At 38.8% G+C, this 18,513-nt stretch carries 20 protein-coding genes and 1 pseudogene; 8 read left to right on the top strand and 13 right to left on the bottom strand.

All coding sequences use genetic code 11. The annotated features are described in order from the left end of the window. Positions 1-14: 14 nt before the first annotated feature. From MHI46_RS01280 to MHI46_RS01265, 4 genes are all read right to left on the bottom strand, one after another. Positions 15-575 carry a sulfurtransferase TusA family protein gene (locus MHI46_RS01280; protein ID WP_106025747.1) on the bottom strand — a complete coding sequence of 187 codons (561 nt, stop codon included), beginning with the start codon at positions 573-575 and terminating at the stop codon, positions 15-17. A gap of 46 nt (positions 576-621) precedes the next feature. Next, positions 622-975 (bottom strand): rhodanese-like domain-containing protein, encoded by a 354-nt coding sequence (locus MHI46_RS01275; RefSeq protein ID WP_251181472.1) that lies wholly within the window; start codon positions 973-975, stop codon positions 622-624. Between the two features lie 14 nt (positions 976-989). Continuing rightward, a complete protein-coding gene (locus MHI46_RS01270) occupies positions 990-1,472 on the bottom strand; it encodes a DsrE/DsrF/DrsH-like family protein (protein WP_041088802.1) in 483 nt (160 codons plus the stop codon). Positions 1,473-1,595: 123 nt separating this feature from the next. Beyond that, positions 1,596-1,856, bottom strand: a complete 261-nt coding sequence (locus MHI46_RS01265) for a metal-sensitive transcriptional regulator (protein ID WP_003217059.1) — start codon at positions 1,854-1,856, stop codon at positions 1,596-1,598. 186 nt (positions 1,857-2,042) lie between these two features. On the opposite strand from MHI46_RS01265, the gene MHI46_RS01260 reads away from it, so the two are divergent. After that, a complete protein-coding gene (locus MHI46_RS01260; protein ID WP_251181473.1) occupies positions 2,043-2,549 on the top strand; it encodes a hypothetical protein in 507 nt (168 codons plus the stop codon). A gap of 40 nt (positions 2,550-2,589) precedes the next feature. After that, complete coding sequence (locus tag MHI46_RS01255; RefSeq protein ID WP_059374500.1) at positions 2,590-3,198, top strand: transglutaminase family protein; 609 nt, start codon at positions 2,590-2,592, stop codon at positions 3,196-3,198. A gap of 141 nt (positions 3,199-3,339) precedes the next feature. On the opposite strand, the gene MHI46_RS01250 is transcribed toward MHI46_RS01255, so the two are convergent. Further along, on the bottom strand, positions 3,340-4,176 hold the full coding sequence (locus tag MHI46_RS01250) for a helix-turn-helix transcriptional regulator (protein WP_059374499.1): 837 nt from the start codon (positions 4,174-4,176) through the stop codon (positions 3,340-3,342). 103 nt (positions 4,177-4,279) lie between these two features. On the opposite strand from MHI46_RS01250, the gene fabF reads away from it, so the two are divergent. From fabF to MHI46_RS01220, 6 genes and pseudogenes are all read left to right on the top strand, one after another. Further along, positions 4,280-5,512 (top strand): beta-ketoacyl-ACP synthase II, encoded by a 1,233-nt coding sequence (fabF, locus tag MHI46_RS01245; protein ID WP_126682182.1) that lies wholly within the window; start codon positions 4,280-4,282, stop codon positions 5,510-5,512. A 141-nt stretch (positions 5,513-5,653) separates the two neighbouring features. Then, positions 5,654-6,145 (top strand): annotated as a pseudogene (locus tag MHI46_RS01240) (thioredoxin domain-containing protein); the annotation flags it as partial. An 84-nt stretch (positions 6,146-6,229) separates the two neighbouring features. Next, positions 6,230-7,717, top strand: coding sequence for a thioredoxin domain-containing protein (locus MHI46_RS01235; RefSeq protein WP_313902624.1), 1,488 nt, complete (start codon positions 6,230-6,232; stop codon positions 7,715-7,717). Positions 7,718-7,869: 152 nt separating this feature from the next. Beyond that, entirely contained in the window at positions 7,870-8,640 is a 771-nt protein-coding gene (locus MHI46_RS01230; RefSeq protein WP_260775225.1) for a SurA N-terminal domain-containing protein, read from the top strand. A 224-nt stretch (positions 8,641-8,864) separates the two neighbouring features. Next, the gene (glpT, locus tag MHI46_RS01225; protein WP_041088787.1) at positions 8,865-10,199 is read left to right on the top strand and encodes a glycerol-3-phosphate transporter; all 1,335 of its coding nucleotides are present in this window, start codon (positions 8,865-8,867) and stop codon (positions 10,197-10,199) included. 92 nt (positions 10,200-10,291) lie between these two features. After that, the gene (locus MHI46_RS01220; protein WP_342503050.1) at positions 10,292-11,173 is read left to right on the top strand and encodes a glycerophosphodiester phosphodiesterase; all 882 of its coding nucleotides are present in this window, start codon (positions 10,292-10,294) and stop codon (positions 11,171-11,173) included. 39 nt (positions 11,174-11,212) lie between these two features. Here MHI46_RS01220 and MHI46_RS01215 read toward each other — a convergent pair whose 3' ends face one another. The 8 genes from MHI46_RS01215 to MHI46_RS01180 all read right to left on the bottom strand — a co-directional run bounded on the left by MHI46_RS01215 (position 11,213) and on the right by MHI46_RS01180 (position 18,470). Further along, a complete protein-coding gene (locus MHI46_RS01215; RefSeq protein ID WP_039176097.1) occupies positions 11,213-12,601 on the bottom strand; it encodes an amino acid permease in 1,389 nt (462 codons plus the stop codon). Positions 12,602-13,172: 571 nt separating this feature from the next. Beyond that, positions 13,173-13,682, bottom strand: coding sequence for a hypothetical protein (locus MHI46_RS01210; protein WP_251181475.1), 510 nt, complete (start codon positions 13,680-13,682; stop codon positions 13,173-13,175). 30 nt (positions 13,683-13,712) lie between these two features. Next, the gene (locus MHI46_RS01205; RefSeq protein ID WP_251181476.1) at positions 13,713-14,228 is read right to left on the bottom strand and encodes a stage II sporulation protein M; all 516 of its coding nucleotides are present in this window, start codon (positions 14,226-14,228) and stop codon (positions 13,713-13,715) included. After that, positions 14,206-14,814 (bottom strand): ATP-binding cassette domain-containing protein, encoded by a 609-nt coding sequence (locus MHI46_RS01200; protein WP_251181477.1) that lies wholly within the window; start codon positions 14,812-14,814, stop codon positions 14,206-14,208. Before MHI46_RS01200 ends, MHI46_RS01205 begins: the two co-directional genes overlap by 23 nt. After that, the gene (locus MHI46_RS01195) at positions 14,804-16,294 is read right to left on the bottom strand and encodes a hypothetical protein (protein ID WP_251181478.1); all 1,491 of its coding nucleotides are present in this window, start codon (positions 16,292-16,294) and stop codon (positions 14,804-14,806) included. Before MHI46_RS01195 ends, MHI46_RS01200 begins: the two co-directional genes overlap by 11 nt. A gap of 40 nt (positions 16,295-16,334) precedes the next feature. Continuing rightward, complete coding sequence (locus MHI46_RS01190; protein ID WP_251181479.1) at positions 16,335-16,634, bottom strand: circular bacteriocin, circularin A/uberolysin family; 300 nt, start codon at positions 16,632-16,634, stop codon at positions 16,335-16,337. A 447-nt stretch (positions 16,635-17,081) separates the two neighbouring features. Continuing rightward, complete coding sequence (locus MHI46_RS01185; protein ID WP_342503049.1) at positions 17,082-17,315, bottom strand: hypothetical protein; 234 nt, start codon at positions 17,313-17,315, stop codon at positions 17,082-17,084. A 210-nt stretch (positions 17,316-17,525) separates the two neighbouring features. Next, a complete protein-coding gene (locus MHI46_RS01180) occupies positions 17,526-18,470 on the bottom strand; it encodes an alpha/beta hydrolase (RefSeq protein WP_260775223.1) in 945 nt (314 codons plus the stop codon). Between the last annotated feature and the right edge of the window lie 43 nt (positions 18,471-18,513).

Raw genomic sequence — 18,513 nt, 5'->3', positions numbered from 1 at the left:
GTTTTATTCAGCTCCTATTTTTCAATCTCTCCTGTCCAGCTGTTCATGCCTGGCACTATATTCACTAATTGTTGAAATCCTTTTTCTTTTAACTTTTGCGCGGCTAATTCACTTCTTCTGCCTGAATGACAGATGAGGTAAATAAGCGTATCCTGGCTCAATTCTTCTGCACGGTGTTCGACTTCTCCAAGAGGGATGTGAACAGCTCCTGGAATATGCCCCGCCTCGTATTCATCCAGTTCTCGTACATCTAAAATAAACAAAGATTGATCTTCTTTTACCTTCTGTTGGAACGTATTCAAAGGCATTTCCGAAATCATTGACTCCCCTTCTTTCTCTTGCACTCCACCCTTACGAATCAAATGATGAAGCACCTGTCCTTCTACTTTTGTTCCTAAAAATTCGTGGCCCGCACTTTTTGACCATGCCGCTAGATCCGCTGCTGATCCTTTATCGGTAGCTTGCACCTCAAGCACGTCTCCTGGTAATAGCTCATTCATTTGTTTTTTTGTTTTCACAATCGGCATCGGACATGCCAATCCTTTTGCATCTAAAATGACAGTTGGTTGCTGCACGTGATGTCCTCCTTTATATAGGGGTGGGGGTATATTTTATACATACTTAATGCCAAGCATTCATGCCACCCTTGATATTCGTAATTTGTGTAAATCCTTGCTTCTTCAATATTTTAGCTGCCTGCATACTTCTCATCCCGCTTTGGCATATCACATAGACCTCTTTGTCTTTCGCAAGCTGATTTGCTCGTTCTTTTACCTCAGGTAATGGGATGTTGCGAAATCCTTTAATATGGTTTGTTTGAAATTCTACAGGAGACCGAACGTCAATCAGTTGTTGATGCTGCCTACGCAATTGAGGTTTCATATCGGCTGCATCCATTTGTTTTACACCCTTTACAGGAAGAAAACGGCTCACCAGCAAACCAATGACGATGATGATCAAAAGTGTTTGAATCATGTGTTAACACCTCACTAGATAAATAAATTCACATTCCCAATTTCAGCCTCAGCTAAATACGCCGCCACACCAGCATATTGAATATCATCTAATAATTCTTTCTCCTGCAGCCCTAAAAGATCCATCGTCATTGTACATGCCACGAGGTTAATCTCCTGTTCCTTCGCCATATCAATGAGCTGCGGCAAAGTCATGGCATTGTGCTTTTTGATCACGTGCTTAATCATCTTTGGGCCCATTCCAGCAAAATTCATCTTTGAAATGCCCATTCGATCAGCCCCGCGCGGCATCATCTTGCCAAACATTTTTTCTAAAAAACCTTTTTTCATTGGCACCATCTCATCCTTGCGCAAGGCATTCAGCCCCCAAAACGTATGAAAAATCGTCACCTCATGATCATAGGCTGCTGCTCCATTGGCAATAATGTAAGCCGCCATCGCTTTATCATAATCTCCACTAAATAGCACAATCGTCGTTCGTTTTTTCTGTTCTTCCATTCTGCTCCTCCTTTTTCAATTACCCTTGGGGGTATATATAAAATAAAAAATATATACATATACCGGTAAGGGTATATTATAACAAGTAAAAAAATCCGTCAACCTCCAAGGCTGAAGAATTTCTTACCGGCTTTTCACCAATAGCTCAACCGCTTCTTTCACAAGACCCTCCGTATCCTTCCCTTGTTCAAGACTTTCGCGGACACATTGCTCAAGATTTGTACTCACAATTACACCCATTGCACGATCAATGGCATTGCGTGATGCAGACAGCTGCGTCACCACCTCGCGGCAATCCTTTCCCTGCTCCATCATCGCAAGAACCCCTTTAATCTGGCCTTCAATGCGGCGAAGACGGTTCTTCATCTGTTGATTATATTCCATGAACAAGTACCCCTTTCTATTAAATTCCTATGAACAGATAGTATACCCTAAGAGGTATTTAGTCAAACGACTTGTCCTTCTCTTTTGTAGAGAACGTATGTGAAAATAATTGCACATTCCACCATTTATTGATAAAAAGAAAATAATCAACGAACGAGAAATCATTGAAAGAAAAGAGGACAGCCCATGACTTTACAGCATTATATTGGATCAAACAAAGAACTGCCGCTTGGTACCATTGGTCAAAATCCAACCTATAAACCATTCTCTGAACTCAATATCAACATCTTTGATAAAAAACAAAAAAAGCCAAAAACCTATCAAAAAGAAGAACTTTTGATAGAAGTATTTGAAACAGAAGAGGATTTCGAAGGCATTCACATTGATTATTTAGATCCTTTCTATGAAACGGTAAGAAACAAATTCACACATCCTTTTGTTTATGAATTGGACATCATTCATTCTCTTCGTGCACTTTTTAAATTCATTGAAAAAGAGCTTTCAAAAGGAGAAACCATCGAAATCTATTCTTGTCTAAATGAACTCGAAACGAAAGAAAAGGATGATCAATTGGATGTAGAAATTGACCTAAGCAAAAAACGGTTTGGAAAACATATCTATTTTAAAGACATCAATGAACTGATTGATATGTTTGAGTTAGAAAACTTACAATATGTGTTGGTGAAGAAATAGACCTCCTGCGGTAAAAGTATAGAGAAAAGGAGACACTATCATGAACTTGACATGTGAATCTAAAAATTTTGATGATTATTTATGTGAACTAGCTGAAGTTGATTATTCTCATCCTCTTATTCGAGCAAAATCAAATGAACTTTTCAACCCTTTGCAGACAGAAATAGAAAAAGCAAAAGCAGCCTCTGAGTTTGTTCGAGATGAAATTCCCCATACATGGGATATCCAATCCAAACGAGTGACTTGTCATGCATCTGAGGTATTAACTTATAAAGAGGGAATTTGCTATGCAAAGTCCAACCTATTAGCTGCTCTATTGCGCTCACAAGGAATACCCACAGGTTTCTGTTACCAGCGGTTAATGTTGTTCGATACGCCAGATAAAGGATATTGTATTCACGCATTAAATGCTGTATTTTTTCATTCACTTAATAAATGGATTCGATTAGACTCTCGCGGCAACAAAACAGGAATTGATGCTCAATTCTCACTTGATCATGAAAGATTAGCTTTTCATACTCAACAAGAATTAGATGAAGTCGACTATCCTTTGATATATGTTAAACCACATCCAAAAACAATGAGCGTTTTAAAAGAACATACAGATGCTATTGAGATGTATAAACACCATTTACCAGAAACGTTATAGGCTTGGGGGGCAAATAGACTTCGACAAAGCCAAACGTGAAAATAAACCAGTGCTTATCAGCATCGGTTATGCCCACTTGTCGCTGACGGCATAGGATCTATTTTATATTTAATGGCCATAATAACTTCATCCAAATGAAACCTAGCCTTCAATTAAACGTTTCAACTTAAGCTCCGTATCAGTATCCTCAACTGGAGTATAGACACTGCATCTTAAATCAGTATCCCCATACACTTGTAATGAAGTGAGGTTAAACAACATTTTACCTGCCTTAGCATGACGAAATTCAATTAATACTTCAGGCGCATAGCTGATCTCATTTTCATTCCAAATTTTACGAAACTCAGGATATGCCTGCTCCATTTCTTCTATAAATTGCTCATACCAGTCATCAGCTACATACTGTCCATAATACGTTCTAAATATGGCAATATATCCTCTAACAAAATGCTCCCAATTCACGGCTAGACTTTTAAATTCCTTTCTTGCGAATAGTAAGCGTATGATATTCCTTTCTGACGGGATGATTTGTTCAAAGTCCAAAAATACATTAGCTGCTGCTTGATTCCACCCAACAATTTGACTTCTTCTATCAGATATAATCGTTGGGCAATAACGAAGCTCCTGCAACATTTTCACTAAAGCCGGACTGATTTCCTTCTCATTCTCAATGATAAAGGATTGTTTCACTCCTTCCTCTAACGCTAAAGCGTACAAATATCTCCTTTCATCGTTATTTAATTGTAATGCTCGAGAAATCGCATCTAATACCGAAGTAGATACTTTTATATCTCTGCCTTGCTCTAACCATGTATACCAAGTAAGACTCACACCGGCTAGTTGAGCCACTTCTTCTCTTCTTAGTCCTGGTGTTCTTCTGCGGGTTCCTACAGGTAAACCAACCATTTGAGGAGTGATTTTCGAACGTTGATTCTTTAGAAATTCTGATAAAGCTTGAAGTCTAGTTTCAGGTTTCATGAAGATCTCCCTTTAAAATATTATTAATTATACTAGGATAAACAACAACTTGTAATAGGATAACACAATGGCTAAAGTTAATAAAAACAAGGAGGGAATGATCATGAAAAGAGTTGTCATTACTGGAATGGGAGTTATTTCTCCACTGGGAAATGATGTGAATAGCTTTTGGAATCAACTAATAAAAGGACAATCGGGAATATCTTTCATTGATTCTTTTGATACAACTGATTATAAAACAAAAATAGCTGGAATCGTTCGTGATTTCGATGCAGATAAAATATTGGGAAGAAAAGAAGCAAAACGATTAGATCGTTTTAGTCAGTTTGCCTTAGCAGCAGCCGAACAAGCATTAGAAAATTCACAATTACAGTTAGATCAAGTTGATCTTGAACGTTTAGGCGTATATGTTGGTTCAGGAATCGGGGGAATCCAATCGCTTGTTGATCAAGTGAATGTATTAGATAAACGAGGCCCCTCAAGAGTAAGCCCCAGCCTTGTCCCCATGATGATTTCAAATGCAGCTGCGGCCCAAATCAGCATAAGATTAGGGGCACAAGGGCCATCATTGTCACCAGTCACAGCTTGTTCTATTGGGAACACCTCTATTGGTGAAGCTTTCAATGCGATCCGAAATGATGATGCAGATATTATATTTGCCGGTGGAGCAGAAGCTGCCATCTCACAAATATCTTTGGCCAGTTTTGGAAACGCACATGCACTATCTACTAGAAACCAAGAGCCAAGCCTAGCCAGCCGTCCATTCGATACAGATAGAGATGGTTTTGTGATGAGTGAAGGCGCGGGTATCTTAGTATTAGAATCATTAGAAAACGCAATTCTTAGAGATGCACCGATATTATGTGAAGTAGTGGGATACGGAGCTAGTTCAGATGCTCATCATATGGTAGCATCACACCCAGAAGGTAAGGGTGCCTACTTAGCCATGAAAAAAGCATTGAGAAGTGCAAACATATCAACAGATGAAATTGATGTTATTAGTGCTCATGCAACAAGTACACAAGTAGGTGATCGTTCAGAAGTTCTAGCAATTAAGAAATTATTTGGTGATCGTTCAGGTGAAATTCCAACAACGGCAAACAAGTCAATGACTGGGCACATGTTTGGTGCTGCCGGCGGAGTAGAAGCCATTGCTTTAGTGGAAAGTTTGAGACGAGGAATGATTCCGCCAACTATTAATGTAGAGAATCAAGATCCAGACTGCAATTTAGATGTTGTATTAGAAGCGAGGGAGCTTCCATTGAAATATGGGCTATCCAATTCTTTTGGTTTTGGAGGACATAATTCAGCCATCTTATTAAAACATTACGATTGATGTAGCTATCAAGGGTTTATAGCCCTTGATTTTTTCATTTTTGGAATACCTCACAGACAAATGATGACGGTCAACAGCAATCTGATATATTAAATAGAGAAAAGAGAATACTAAAAAACATATAGAAAGGAAGGTGATCCCATGCCAAACAACCAAACACCCAATCCACTCATCCATGAAAAATCACCGTATCTCCTTCAGCACGCTCACAACCCAGTACACTGGTACCCGTGGGGGCAAGAAGCCTTCGATAAAGCCAAACGTGAAAATAAACCTGTGCTTGTCAGTATCGGTTACGCCACTTGCCATTGGTGCCACGTCATGGCACACGAAAGCTTTGAAGATCAACAAGTCGCTGACATCTTAAATGAGCATTTTATTTCGATCAAAGTCGATCGTGAGGAGCGTCCAGACATCGACTCTATGTATATGTCTGTTTGTCAGATGATGACGGGGCAAGGCGGCTGGCCGTTGAACGTGTTTGTCACGCCGGATCAAAAGCCTTTTTATGCGGGAACGTACTTTCCAAAGAGAAGTGCATACGGGCGCCCTGGCTTCATCGAGGCACTGACACAATTGCTGGATGCGTACCATAACGACCGAGATCATATTGAATCATTGGCAGAGAAAGCGACAAATAATCTGCGGATTAAAGCAGCAGGGCAGACAGAAAATACGCTGTCTCAAGAGGCAATTCACAAAGCCTATTATCAGCTCATGAGCAGCTTTGATACGCTGTATGGTGGATTTGGTTCCGCGCCGAAATTTCCTGCACCTCATATGCTCTCATTTCTGATGCGCTATTACGAATGGACAGGGCAGGAGAATGCGCTGTATGCAGTCACGAAAACGTTAGATGGGATGGCAAATGGCGGTATATATGACCATATTGGTTCCGGTTTTTCTCGTTATTCGACGGATGAAAAATGGCTTGTGCCGCATTTTGAAAAAATGCTGTATGATAACGCGCTGCTGATGGAAGCTTACACAGAAGCGTATCAGCTCACTTCAAAACCTGAGTATGAAAAGCTTGTCCAACGTCTGATTCAATTTATTAAACAAGATATGATGAATCCAGGCGGCTCATTTTATTCAGCGATAGATGCAGATTCTGAAGGGAAAGAAGGACAATATTACGTCTGGTCAAAGGATGAAATTATCACTCATTTAGGGGAGGAGCTTGGCGCTTTATTTTGCGAAGTCTATCACATCACAGAAGAGGGGAACTTTGAAGGGGAAAACATCCCTCATACCATTTCCACCTCTTTTGAGGACATCAAGGCCTCTTTTTCGATCGACGATAAAACCCTTCAGTCAAAGCTGCAAGAAGCCCGGCATATTTTACAATCAGTCAGACAGCAGCGACCTGCACCGCTTGTCGATGACAAGGTGCTCACATCTTGGAATGCGCTGATGATCGCAGCTCTCGCCAAAGCAGGAAAGGTCTTTGATGCAGAGGAAGCGATCCATATGGCGAAGCAGGCGATGTCTTTTCTAGAAACACATCTTATTCAACATGAGCGGCTCATGGTCCGCTACAGAGAAGGTGACGTGAAGCATCTTGGCTTTATCGAGGATTATGCACATATGCTAAAAGCCTATATGTCTTTATACGAAGCGACCTTTGAATCAGATTGGCTGGAAAAAGCCACAGCCATTGCTGAGAACATGTTTGAGCTGTTTTGGGACAAGGAAAAAGGGGGCTTTTTCTTCTCAGGATCAGATGCGGAAGCGCTCCTCGTTCGAGAAAAAGAAGTGTACGACGGTGCCATGCCTTCTGGTAACAGCACCGCACTCCACCAGCTTCTGAAGCTAAGCAGAATGACTGGACGTCAAGACTGGCTGAAAACATTAGAACAGATGTTCAAAGCCTTTTATGTCGATGTCTCTTCCTACCCAAGCGGACACACAGCGTTTCTGCAAGGGCTCTTGAGTCAATATGCGGCAAAAAGAGAAATCATCATTCTTGGGAAAAACGGCGACCCTCAAAAAGAACAGCTTTTACAGGCGCTTCAAAAACGCTTCGTGCCATTTGATATCATATTGACTGCCGAAACAGGGAAAGAATTAGCGAAGCTCGCGCCCTTTACAAAAGATTACAAAACAATCGATAGCAAAACCACCGTGTATATTTGTGAAAACTACAGCTGCCGCCAGCCAATCACCAATATCGACGAAGTGATGGAACAGTTATTCCACGATTAAGTTTGTCATATGATGACTATGAGAAGACAAAATGAGGACAAACAGATAAAAAACATGTCAATCCGCTAACAAATTGTCTGTACGGTTTTATTTTTCCTAAAAAACGGTTAGAATGCGCACTAGACGTTCTCATACCGAAGGGAGAGAAAATGATGAACAAGGTTTCATACACACTCATCGCTTGTTTGTTATCTGTTGGACTTGCAGCCTGCTCGTCAAACGATGCCAAACAAGATAAGCAAAACGATTCAGCCAAAAACAAGGAAACAACACAGGCTGATCAAAAAGAGCAGCAAAAGCAAATGGAAGAAATGCAAAAGAAATTAGACGCACAAAAAATCGATGATCAAAAGATCGTTGCGACCGTCAACAAAGACAAAATCACAGGCAGTGAATACAATAGCGCCTTATCTACTATCCAAGGCCAGCTTCAGCAGTCCGGGCAAGACCCAACTTCTAAAGAAGGCGAGAAAGTAGTCAAGAAACAAACCATTGATGCGCTCGTAGGCCAAGAGCTCATCCTGCAAGATGCTGAGAAGAAGGGCTTCAAAGCCTCTGACAAAGAAGTAGATAAGCAGCTAAAGGAAGAAAAGAAACAGTTTAAAGACAACGCTCAATTCGAAGAAGCACTGAAAAAGAGCGGACTTACATTGGATCAGCTGAAAAGTGACATTGCCGACAGCATCAAGTACAGCCAATATGTCGACAAACAAATCAAATCAGCCTCCGTCTCTGAGAAAGACGTCAAAGCGTACTATGACCAATACGCAGACCAAATGAAAAAACAAAAGCAAAAAGCACCAGAATACAAAGAGGTTAAATCACAAATTAAAAAACAGCTAGAATCTCAAGAAAAGCAGAAAGAAGTACAAAAAGAAATTGAAAAGCTAAAGAAATCTGCGAAAATTAATGTGTCTCTGTAACAGCTAAGAAAAAATCCGCCATTGTGCGGATTTTTTTGTTACTTCACGAACCATTTTTCCAAATTTATGACAAAAGCCTCATCATAAACGTCTCTTCCATCCGATATGATGGGAGTACAAAAGAAAGCGCTAACAATTCTTTTGTCTCTGAAAAGGTACAGGATCAAAAGCCATTCTCGTACTTTTGCTTCAGTCAATCGGACATCTACAAAAGGAGGATCTTTATGTTCAAATGGTTTAAACCTGCTCCGCATATCGACAGGCTTGATGATGCCAAAACAGACGAGACCTATAAGCGGCTGCGGCTGCAAGTCTTTCTAGGCATCTTTATCGGGTATGCGGGCTACTATTTGCTGCGCAAAAATTTCGCTTTTGCCATTCCATATCTACAGGAAGAGGGGTTCACGAAAAGTGAATTAGGCTTTGTACTCGCAGCCGTATCCATTGCTTATGGCTTTAGTAAATTCATCATGGGGATGATCTCAGACCGCTGTAACCCCAGATACTTTTTAGCTGCCGGACTCTTTTTATCAGCTCTTATCAATATCCTATTTGTCTCATTTCCGTGGGTCACATCCAGTGTATGGATCATGTTTTTATTCATGTTCTTAAACGGCTGGTTTCAAGGCATGGGGTGGCCGCCATGCGGACGTACGATGGCGCACTGGTTTTCGGTTAGTGAACGTGGTACGAAAATGTCCATTTGGAATGTCGCTCACAATATCGGCGGGGGGATTCTTGCACCGCTTATCACATTAGGAATTGTGCTGTTTGCGACGTGGAAAAGTATCTTTTTCTTCCCTGCCATCATTGCCATTATCGTCTCCTTCGTGATCATTCTTCTCGTACGGGATACCCCGCAATCCACTGGTCTTCCGCCAATCGAGGAATATCGAAATGACTATCCGGCACAAAAATATGAGGATCAAGAAAAAGAATTAACAGTGAAAGAGATTTTATTTAAATATGTACTCAACAATAAATTCCTATGGTATATCGCCATTGCCAACGTGTTTGTGTACTTTGTCCGTTACGGTGTTGTTGACTGGGCGCCGACCTACTTAACAGAAGCGAAGGGCTTTTCACCAGAGCATTCACGCTGGTCTTATTTTCTTTATGAATATGCAGGCATTCCCGGTACATTATTGTGCGGATGGATCAGTGACCGCTTCTTTAGAAGCCGCCGCGCACCAGCTGGCGTCATCTTTATGGTCGGGGTGTTAATTGCTGTTCTCGTTTACTGGCTAAATCCTGCTGGCAATCCAATGGTCGATAACATTGCCCTTATCAGCATCGGCTTTTTGATTTACGGACCGGTCATGCTCATTGGACTTCAAGCCATTGATCTCGCTCCGAAAAAAGCAGCTGGCACTGCTGCCGGACTGACAGGCTTCTTCGGCTACATTGGCGGCTCTGCTTTTGCCAATGCCATGATGGGTGTCGTCGTCGACCACTATGACTGGACAGGAGGCTTCATTTTACTGGTTGGTTCCTGTGTGCTTGCGATTGTTTTCCTTGCGATGACATGGAATACAGGAAAACGCGTAGAGCAAGCTTAATGAAAATCACATAAAAGATTCATATCCGCCCAACATGCTCTTTACATCTATTTCTTATGATGAAGGCAGTTACCGTAAAAGGAGGATAAAATATGAAGAAAAGTAGATTACTTGCTTTCGTGTTGCTCTCTTTTGCTTTACTGTCTTTTGCGTGGGTGCCGGCCACCATATCGGCTCATGAACATCTTTTATCTCCAGATCGCATCTTAACCGTTGCACACCGCGGAGCATCAGGGTATGCACCAGAGCATACCCTGGCTTCCTATAAACTCGCCACAAAGATGAATGCAGATTACCTCGAACTCGATCTTCAAATGACAAAGGATGGACATCTCATCGTGATGCACGACGAAACCGTTGACCGGACCACAAACGGAACAGGGTGGGTCAAAGACCTCACACTTGCCGAAATCAAACAGCTTGATGCGGGTACATGGTTTAACGAAGCCAATCCCGACAGACAAAATGCCCACTATATCGGACAGAGAGTCCTTACATTAGATGAGGTGCTGCGCTATTTCGGAAAACGAGAGAATTATTATATTGAAACAAAAAAACCAGACCTTTATCCGCAAATGGAAGAAAAACTATTGGCCACCTTAAAGAAACATCATCTTCTTGGGAAACACACAAGAAAAGGGCAGGTTATCATACAATCCTTTAGTCAAGACAGCCTGCTAAAGCTGCAGAAATTAGCTCCGCGCCTTCCAAAAGTACAGCTATTAGACAGAGCCCAAATGACAGCCATCACAGACGATCAGCTCGACTTTATTAAAACGTACGCCGTGGGAGTCGGACCGAATTTTAGAGCTTTAACACCTGAAAACGTCCAGCAGGTCAGAAGCCACGGACTGCTCCTTCATCCATATACGGTCAACAGCGAAGCAGACATGACACGTCTTCTGCAATACGGCGTCACCGGTCTTTTCACCAACTATCCAGATGTCTTTCAGCGTGTCAAATCTTCTCTGTAAACGACAAAAGCCTCGCGGTCCACTCCGCAAGGCTTTTGATTATTTCACCGTTTGATCAGAAGAAGCTGTTTCAATCGGTTTCCGTTTCCCAATTCCAAATACAAAAAAGCTAAGCGCCACTAAAATCAAGAACCCAATTGCTACAATAAGAGAAATACGCGTATCCTGATTAATGAGCATAAACACAAGTACCATTACTAAGAATCCGATTGTAAGATAGTTAGAAAACGGTGCTAGCGGCATCTTGAACGGATGCTGATCAAGCGCTGCTCCCTTCGCCTTTCTGAAGCCAATATGACTAATCAAAATGACAAACCAAGGCACCATCCCAGGAAGAACACTCGCACTATACACATAGACGAAAATGTTTGGCGGAGAAACATAATTCAGAACAACTCCTATCGCTAGACCAATCAGCACAGCGAATGTCCCAAAATACGGTACACCATTCTTCGAAATTTTTGTAAAGAAAGCAGGCGCCTGGCCATTCACACCTAATGTATAAAGCATACGGCCCGCACTGAAAATACCACTATTACAGCCTGACATCGCTGCTGTAATCACAACAAAGTTAATAATACCAGCCGCTGCTGTAATTCCGATCTTCGCAAACGTCGCCACAAATGGACTACCAAGCGTATTCAGCTGATCCCATGGATACACAGTCACAATGACAAAGATCGCACCAATATAGAAAATCAAAATACGCCAGATGATACTTTTGATAGCATTGGTCAGCGTCTTTTCTGGATTTTGTGCTTCACCTGCTGTAATCCCAATCAGCTCAACACCCTGGTAGGCAGCAATGACGAGCGACAATGCAAACAAGAACCCGGTAAATCCACCTGTAAAGAACCCGCCGTGAGCCCACAGATTAGACAGGCCGATAGGCGTCCCGCCATTTCCAAATCCGAAGAAAATAATGCCTAGACCTGCAACAATCATCAAGATAATCGTCACAATTTTAATCATCGCAAACCAAAATTCAAATTCACCGAACGACTTAACCGAAATCAAGTTGGCCGCTCCTAAAATGATCATCGCAATTAACCCTGGAATCCACGCAGGCAGCTCTGGGAACCAATATTTCATATAAGCCCCAACAGCAATAATTTCAGACATTCCGACAATGACCCACTGGAACCAGTTACTCCAAGCCGTCATATACCCTGCAAGCGGATGAATATATTGATGCCCGAATGTAGCAAACGACCCTGTACTCGGCTCAAGATATAACATTTCTCCCATCGCTCGCATAATAAAAAAGATAAAAATACCACACACTGCGTACGCTAGAAGAACCGATGGACCTGTCCATTGAATGGCCTTCGCTGACCCCATAAATAAGCCAACACCGATTGTGCCGCCAAGAGCAATCATTTGAATATGGCGGGCACTTAACCCTCTCTTTAATTCCTTTTGAGCCACTTTTCTTCCCCCTCATCAACAAACAACATAAAAAATAAAAATCAGAATTTTCATTCTGATTGAGAAACATCAATCTTTCGATGTATATTATCATAATAAATCTACCCTTAAAAAACAATTGTTTTTTTGAGGAAAACACCGTTATTATAATATTCAGATATTTAAACTCCTTAAATTTTGTTATTTCCATATAAAGAAGTAGGAACCTTGTATAACTAAATATATTTTTAAAACACGACCTTCTTCTACTAATGAAGACCGAACAACGATAATCAAAAAGACATAATCAAATGACTATGCCTTTCAATCATATTCTCATAATATATCTAAAACACCGTACGCTTAATGAAGACTCTACTGCTTTTTATCTTTTTTTTCTCTAGTAAGAATCTTTATTGTAAATAAGGAGACTAAGCCAATTAATATCAACACGACCTCCATCGTACCGGAAATATGACTAAACTTCAAAAAGGCAATAAGTAGAATAACCATTCCAACACCTAGATAAAAGATTAAATTATTATTTTTTTTTGATGAATTCGACATACACTAAATCTCCTTTTTTGTATATTTAAATAAATACAGTTAAAGATTTATATATACAAATGACAGCAACAATCACAATTATTTGTACATTTGGTTTCTTCTCAACATATCTTAACCACAGACTAATAACAACTAAACCTAGATAAAAGAACGGATTAAAGAAGATATTCGTTGAGAAATTTTCTGCTGTCAAATTATTTGCGTTTGATAACACAATAGTGTCTAACACTTGGTTTACATTTAAAATGAGATTAAATAAACTAGCTATTAAAAAGCTTTTCATCATATTTATTCTAATGTTCATCATGACAGAGCTAATATGAATGAGTAAAGAAACAATCACAACATCTATTAATGATGCTAAAATTAATAGTATAATTGTCATTAAAATCACCGTATTATCCCCTACATTGATAGATGATTTTTTTAATAAGGGGGCAGAAATAGCATCTGTAATGTAAAGCGACACGATGAAATGAATGAAGATAATGACGCTCCAAATGACTAGTAAATTAAGCTTTTCTTTTTTTAACATGTCCATCTCCCTATAAACAAAAGAAGTTCACTATAATAAGTATTCAACCACTGCAGCTAATAACAATAAAGCTGTCCCATAAATAAAGTATCGGATGACTGTATAAATATCTCTCCAAAAATCAAATCTGTGATCAAAAACCAAATATTTCAAAAATAAACCAACTGGATAAATACCGATTTTAAAGAAAAAATAAATTGCAGGAAGTTCAATCACTCCATGCAAAATATGATAAAGAATGTATCCTATATCATGCCCTAACAATAGAGCTCCCTTCATTGTCACTCCAAGCAGATATGCATTTGAAGCGATGAGAAAGGTGGTGAGCAAGCCTGCTGTAACGACACCAACGACAAGAACCATACAGTATAAAAAATTGTTAGTAAAATAAAGAAACACACTATCCTCTACATACATGACATCCGAGGGTGCTTTTTTAGTTAATATAAAACCAATAACACCGAATACTACATGAAGGAATATAAATGATAGAGTAGAGACTGCTGAAAGTCTAACTTTAATTTTATTGATGAACAATTTCTTCATACTGCTCCTCTAAATAAAAAACCTTATCACATATTCCTCTTAATGTTTCAATTTGATGTGTTGAGAATATAATTGAACATTGTTTGCTCGCAAGTTCTTTAAATTTTTCAATGATCACTTTTTGACTTTTCTCATCAATACCTGTAAGTGGCTCATCTAATAATAAATAGTGAATATCTTCATTGATGAGTGCGGCACAAAGCGCCAATTTTTGTTTCATTCCGTGAGAATAATGTTTGATCAACTTATCCTTATTTGGATATAGAGTATAGTCCTTTAAAATACTATGAATCTTTGCAACATCTTTTTTCTTAGAAACAGATTGTATAAATACAAGGTATTCATATCCTGTTAAGTATTCATATGATCTAGGTACGTCAGGCACAAACACTACATTTTCCTCGGCTCCTTTCACGATATCACCACTATGTAACTCATAAATCCCAGCTAAACATTTTAATAATGTCGATTTACCCGAGCCATTAGAACCAACTACAGCAACAATTTCGCCTGGTATTAACTCTAAATTGATCCTTTCAAAGATCAAACTGTTTCCATAACTAAAAGATGCTTTCTTAATTTGCATTTTTCATTACATCCTTCACCTTGGTATTTCTCAAATAAAAGATCGCAACGACGAGAATTGAAATTTGGATCACGATTAACGTCACTATGTACTTTCCTAATTGAAATGGCATCTCCATACTAAAAATTTCCATGATAAATATAAAGGAAAGTAAAATAGAGATTATGTACAAATAAACATTTTCAAATACGACTGCCTTACTTGAGTTTCCTATTTCATAATCACTCTCTGGATTTATTTTCGGAAAGAGTATGGCACCAATCGTAGCAGCTAGCCCCATATTGATAAATACAAAAACAATTAAAAGAGCAACGCCAGTAATGAATGAATAAGGAATATGTAAGATAACCATAGTTATGACACTAAAGATTACTGGAATCCCAGATAAAATCAAATAGATATATACTTTCTGAACCAAGATTTCATTTAAAGAAATATTCCATGCAGTAGTTGGTGGCAATGCAAAAAATTCAATATCAGGGCTAATCACCTTTTTTAGATAATCTGTTATGAAATTTGAGAAAGCCACAGCGATAAATATGATGGATAACAGAATATAGGAATCATTCCCTTTTAATAATAAACTAACCAATGCCGGAACTATCGCTAAGGCACCTACATGTAGGACATATAAATATTTCAAAAACCTGAGTTTATTGTAGTAAGTTCTTTTTATAAGTAAGATATCTTTGTTAAAGAATACCCATTTTTTAAACCCCACCTTATGCTGAACAACAGTTTCCTTTGCATTTAATTCTTCTTTACCAATTTTTCGAAACACCTTATGATGGTGAAACACCATAGACAAAATAAATAAAACTAAACAGGCAATTAATAGTTCAGTCAAGATGTTGAATAGATCAAATTGAAATTGATTATAGACTTGTATAATCTCCGATTTAAAATAATGGAAAATGGCTAACAGTACGATATACGCAGTAAAACATACTAAAATGAGCTTGAATAACCGTATATTTTGGCTAATACCTTTTTGAAAGTAGCTTCTATAAAAATGATAAGAAGAAAAGTTCATCACTGTTATAATGATGATTATCACTAATAACACAAAATAAATAATGTTTAATTTATTTTCAAACATATACATAGGAAGGAAAAAAATCAAGGAGAATTTAAAGACAGTTTTTCCGAAAAAATAAAAATAAATATGCCGATAAATTTTTCTAAATGATTCTGTTCTATCCACAATTACATTTTGATGTACCGTGTAAATCAAATAATTTTTTATAGGAAAATCTCTCGCATCTATAATTGCTAAGATGCAACATAACGTACTTATAAGGGTCATGTCTAATATACGAGCTTTTAAAACAAAAAATAAACCTATGCCTATTGCAGGGTAAATGATGAAAAATCTTAAAGATAGAAATAAATATGTAGCATGACCTAGCCATTGCGGTAATGATGCTTCATCTATTTTCTTCCTAAGATACATTTTTTCAAATAGTAAAGCTAATCTCATAATATCACCTAATGTAGTGTATTGGGGGAGAAGACAAAGCTTAGTAGTTAATAACTGCTTTTCTTCCCTGTGCCTTTGCTATTGCTTTTAAAGCACCGATTGCTCCAGCTAGAGCAAGTCCTACACCTGTGGCTGCGCCAACAATACCAATAATAGATGCAATTGTTCCGCCTGCCATAATAAGGTCTGCAATTTTTTCAGCTGTACTTAGTTCAATACCAAGCTTCGCTACTAAAAAGTTCTGATTAATACTCATAAAAGCAACAGAAGTTACAGCTACCGTTGCGATTAATGACATAAAACCTAATCCAAATAATTTTTTACGTGTTGATAAGCTCATAGGTATTCCCCTTTTCTTTGATTATTTTCTCCCCCTTATTTATATTTTGTCATTTAAATTGTATAATTTCAACATTAAATACAATTTATATTATAATTAGTAAATTAATACTATTACACTATATCTATCAATGAAAATGAAAATAAGAATAAAGACCGTTCTTGAAATAGGAGGTATTGCAGAAAATAAACCTAAAGACCCTGAAATCATTTCGTCGAAAAGACTGGCTACACATTATTAATTCTAGTATTTACTACTAGGTACAGCTCAAAGCCTTTTATAACACCTAAAAAAGTTGTAACACAGATTAGTTAATTTCAATCAGTTTCATAAGGTAGTTCATACCAAAAAAAGCTCGTAGAGAATCTTTGTTGCTCTACGAGCTAAGACCGCTCACACGGTCTTCTTAAGTTAAAACTGTAAATTCATTGGGACATCTGGCAATACCTAATCCTCCACCCTATTGGTTGTAGGTTTCTTTATATTCATTTCCTCAAATCGAATTCCATCTGTCCATACCGTTCCCTTGCCGCTGAGCAGGATACCAAAATGAATAGATTCACTTTGAGAAGGGAAATCTAAAACGATCACATATTGATTCCATTCCGCAGAGCCTGTCACAAATCGATTCAGAATATTATCAAACTGCACCGTATCACCCTTTACGTCATCGACTCGCATCCAAATTCCTGCAGATGACACATCCCAACTGCCTCAACTGCTGCTCATCATCAAATGCGACTCCAAATAAGAAATCACCTCTTGCGTCACCCGACTATACATCATCTTCCTCACATCTTCTTGATCATAAAACAAATCAGCACCCTTCTTTTGATCAAAATTGCGATATTTCATCTGTTCAACTCAAACAGAAGCTGAGGAGGAAAGACGCTAACATGAACGCTCGATGTTCGATAGAAAACCCCTCACACCATCTGCTATTTCCTTAGATTTCGTATGATGCAAATAATGGCCACCTTTGAAAGTAACAACTTTTCCGTGTTCTACATTTTTCAGAAGATCTTCATGCATTGGTTTCCAGCTTGGTGTTTCTTCCTCCGTTTCATCCGCTATGTAGAAAACAACGGGGAGATTCTTAGGTAAATGTAAGCGTTGAGCGTTTTTAAAATTATTCGTGATGTTTTCTGCCTCGCTAGCTTGGCTTTCATCCAAGAAATTTCGGAAGGTCAGCATTTTAATCTGATCTTTCGTTTGATCATCCACGTTAGGCATCACGAGTTGATCTGGATTCATTTTCACTATCAATCTGTAAAAACCGGATTGATGAAGCAGCTGCAAGCTGGAAACCGGCAATTCATCCGTTTCCTGCTTCGGAACACTATTATCAATTCCAACAAATGCTTTCACTTCTTTTTCATGTTGATTTACATATTCTAGTCCATAAATGCCAAAAATCGAATGCCCCATCAACGTATACCTTTTAATGTTGAGCTTCTGCAAACATTCATGAATCTCATCTACAATGTTTTGACTTGTGCGTACTTTATCTGTATCGTCACTTAAACCATATCCAAATGGTTCAATCACTACGACTCTATAATATGGTGATAATTCATTTACTAGCGGCATAAAATCCAGCACGGGTGAAGCAGTTCCATAGCCCGGAAGAAGTACAATCGTTTCTTTCCCATCGCCTTGAATGAGCACATTCATCTGCTTCCCGTCCACCAAGACCTTTTGCCCGTAGGCTTCTATTTTCCCCTTCTCCCTTTCATTACTAATGAGGTTTACAAAATAAACAGTAGCTAGAAAAACAACCATGACCGTGATAAGAGTACATATAGATATCAACATGATTCTCAATATTTTTTTCATTGGTTTTTCTCTTCCCTTCATGATGAAGAACTCTAGCTTACAT

It is taken from the genome of Bacillus sp. FSL K6-1000 (genome assembly GCF_038630785.1).
GTDB lineage: Bacteria > Bacillota > Bacilli > Bacillales > Bacillaceae > Bacillus > Bacillus safensis.
This window is presented reverse-complemented; position numbering and strand designations above follow the sequence as displayed.

What these genes read in the sequence shown, in the direction of transcription:
- MHI46_RS01275 (WP_251181472.1), bottom strand. Translation starts at nt 975, where the DNA reads ATGATTCAAACACTTTTGATCATCATCGTCATTGGTTTGCTGGTGAGC.
- MHI46_RS01270 (WP_041088802.1), bottom strand. Translation starts at nt 1,472, where the DNA reads ATGGAAGAACAGAAAAAACGAACGACGATTGTGCTATTTAGTGGAGAT.
- MHI46_RS01265 (WP_003217059.1), bottom strand. Translation starts at nt 1,856, where the DNA reads ATGGAATATAATCAACAGATGAAGAACCGTCTTCGCCGCATTGAAGGC.
- MHI46_RS01260 (WP_251181473.1), top strand. Translation starts at nt 2,043, where the DNA reads ATGACTTTACAGCATTATATTGGATCAAACAAAGAACTGCCGCTTGGT.
- MHI46_RS01255 (WP_059374500.1), top strand. Translation starts at nt 2,590, where the DNA reads ATGAACTTGACATGTGAATCTAAAAATTTTGATGATTATTTATGTGAA.
- MHI46_RS01250 (WP_059374499.1), bottom strand. Translation starts at nt 4,176, where the DNA reads ATGAAACCTGAAACTAGACTTCAAGCTTTATCAGAATTTCTAAAGAAT.
- fabF (WP_126682182.1), top strand. Translation starts at nt 4,280, where the DNA reads ATGAAAAGAGTTGTCATTACTGGAATGGGAGTTATTTCTCCACTGGGA.
- MHI46_RS01235 (WP_313902624.1), top strand. Translation starts at nt 6,230, where the DNA reads ATGAGCAGCTTTGATACGCTGTATGGTGGATTTGGTTCCGCGCCGAAA.
- MHI46_RS01230 (WP_260775225.1), top strand. Translation starts at nt 7,870, where the DNA reads ATGAACAAGGTTTCATACACACTCATCGCTTGTTTGTTATCTGTTGGA.
- glpT (WP_041088787.1), top strand. Translation starts at nt 8,865, where the DNA reads ATGTTCAAATGGTTTAAACCTGCTCCGCATATCGACAGGCTTGATGAT.
- MHI46_RS01220 (WP_342503050.1), top strand. Translation starts at nt 10,292, where the DNA reads ATGAAGAAAAGTAGATTACTTGCTTTCGTGTTGCTCTCTTTTGCTTTA.
- MHI46_RS01210 (WP_251181475.1), bottom strand. Translation starts at nt 13,682, where the DNA reads ATGTTAAAAAAAGAAAAGCTTAATTTACTAGTCATTTGGAGCGTCATT.
- MHI46_RS01205 (WP_251181476.1), bottom strand. Translation starts at nt 14,228, where the DNA reads ATGAAGAAATTGTTCATCAATAAAATTAAAGTTAGACTTTCAGCAGTC.
- MHI46_RS01200 (WP_251181477.1), bottom strand. Translation starts at nt 14,814, where the DNA reads ATGCAAATTAAGAAAGCATCTTTTAGTTATGGAAACAGTTTGATCTTT.
- MHI46_RS01195 (WP_251181478.1), bottom strand. Translation starts at nt 16,294, where the DNA reads ATGAGATTAGCTTTACTATTTGAAAAAATGTATCTTAGGAAGAAAATA.
- MHI46_RS01190 (WP_251181479.1), bottom strand. Translation starts at nt 16,634, where the DNA reads ATGAGCTTATCAACACGTAAAAAATTATTTGGATTAGGTTTTATGTCA.
- MHI46_RS01185 (WP_342503049.1), bottom strand. Translation starts at nt 17,315, where the DNA reads ATGCGAGTCGATGACGTAAAGGGTGATACGGTGCAGTTTGATAATATT.
- MHI46_RS01180 (WP_260775223.1), bottom strand. Translation starts at nt 18,470, where the DNA reads ATGAAAAAAATATTGAGAATCATGTTGATATCTATATGTACTCTTATC.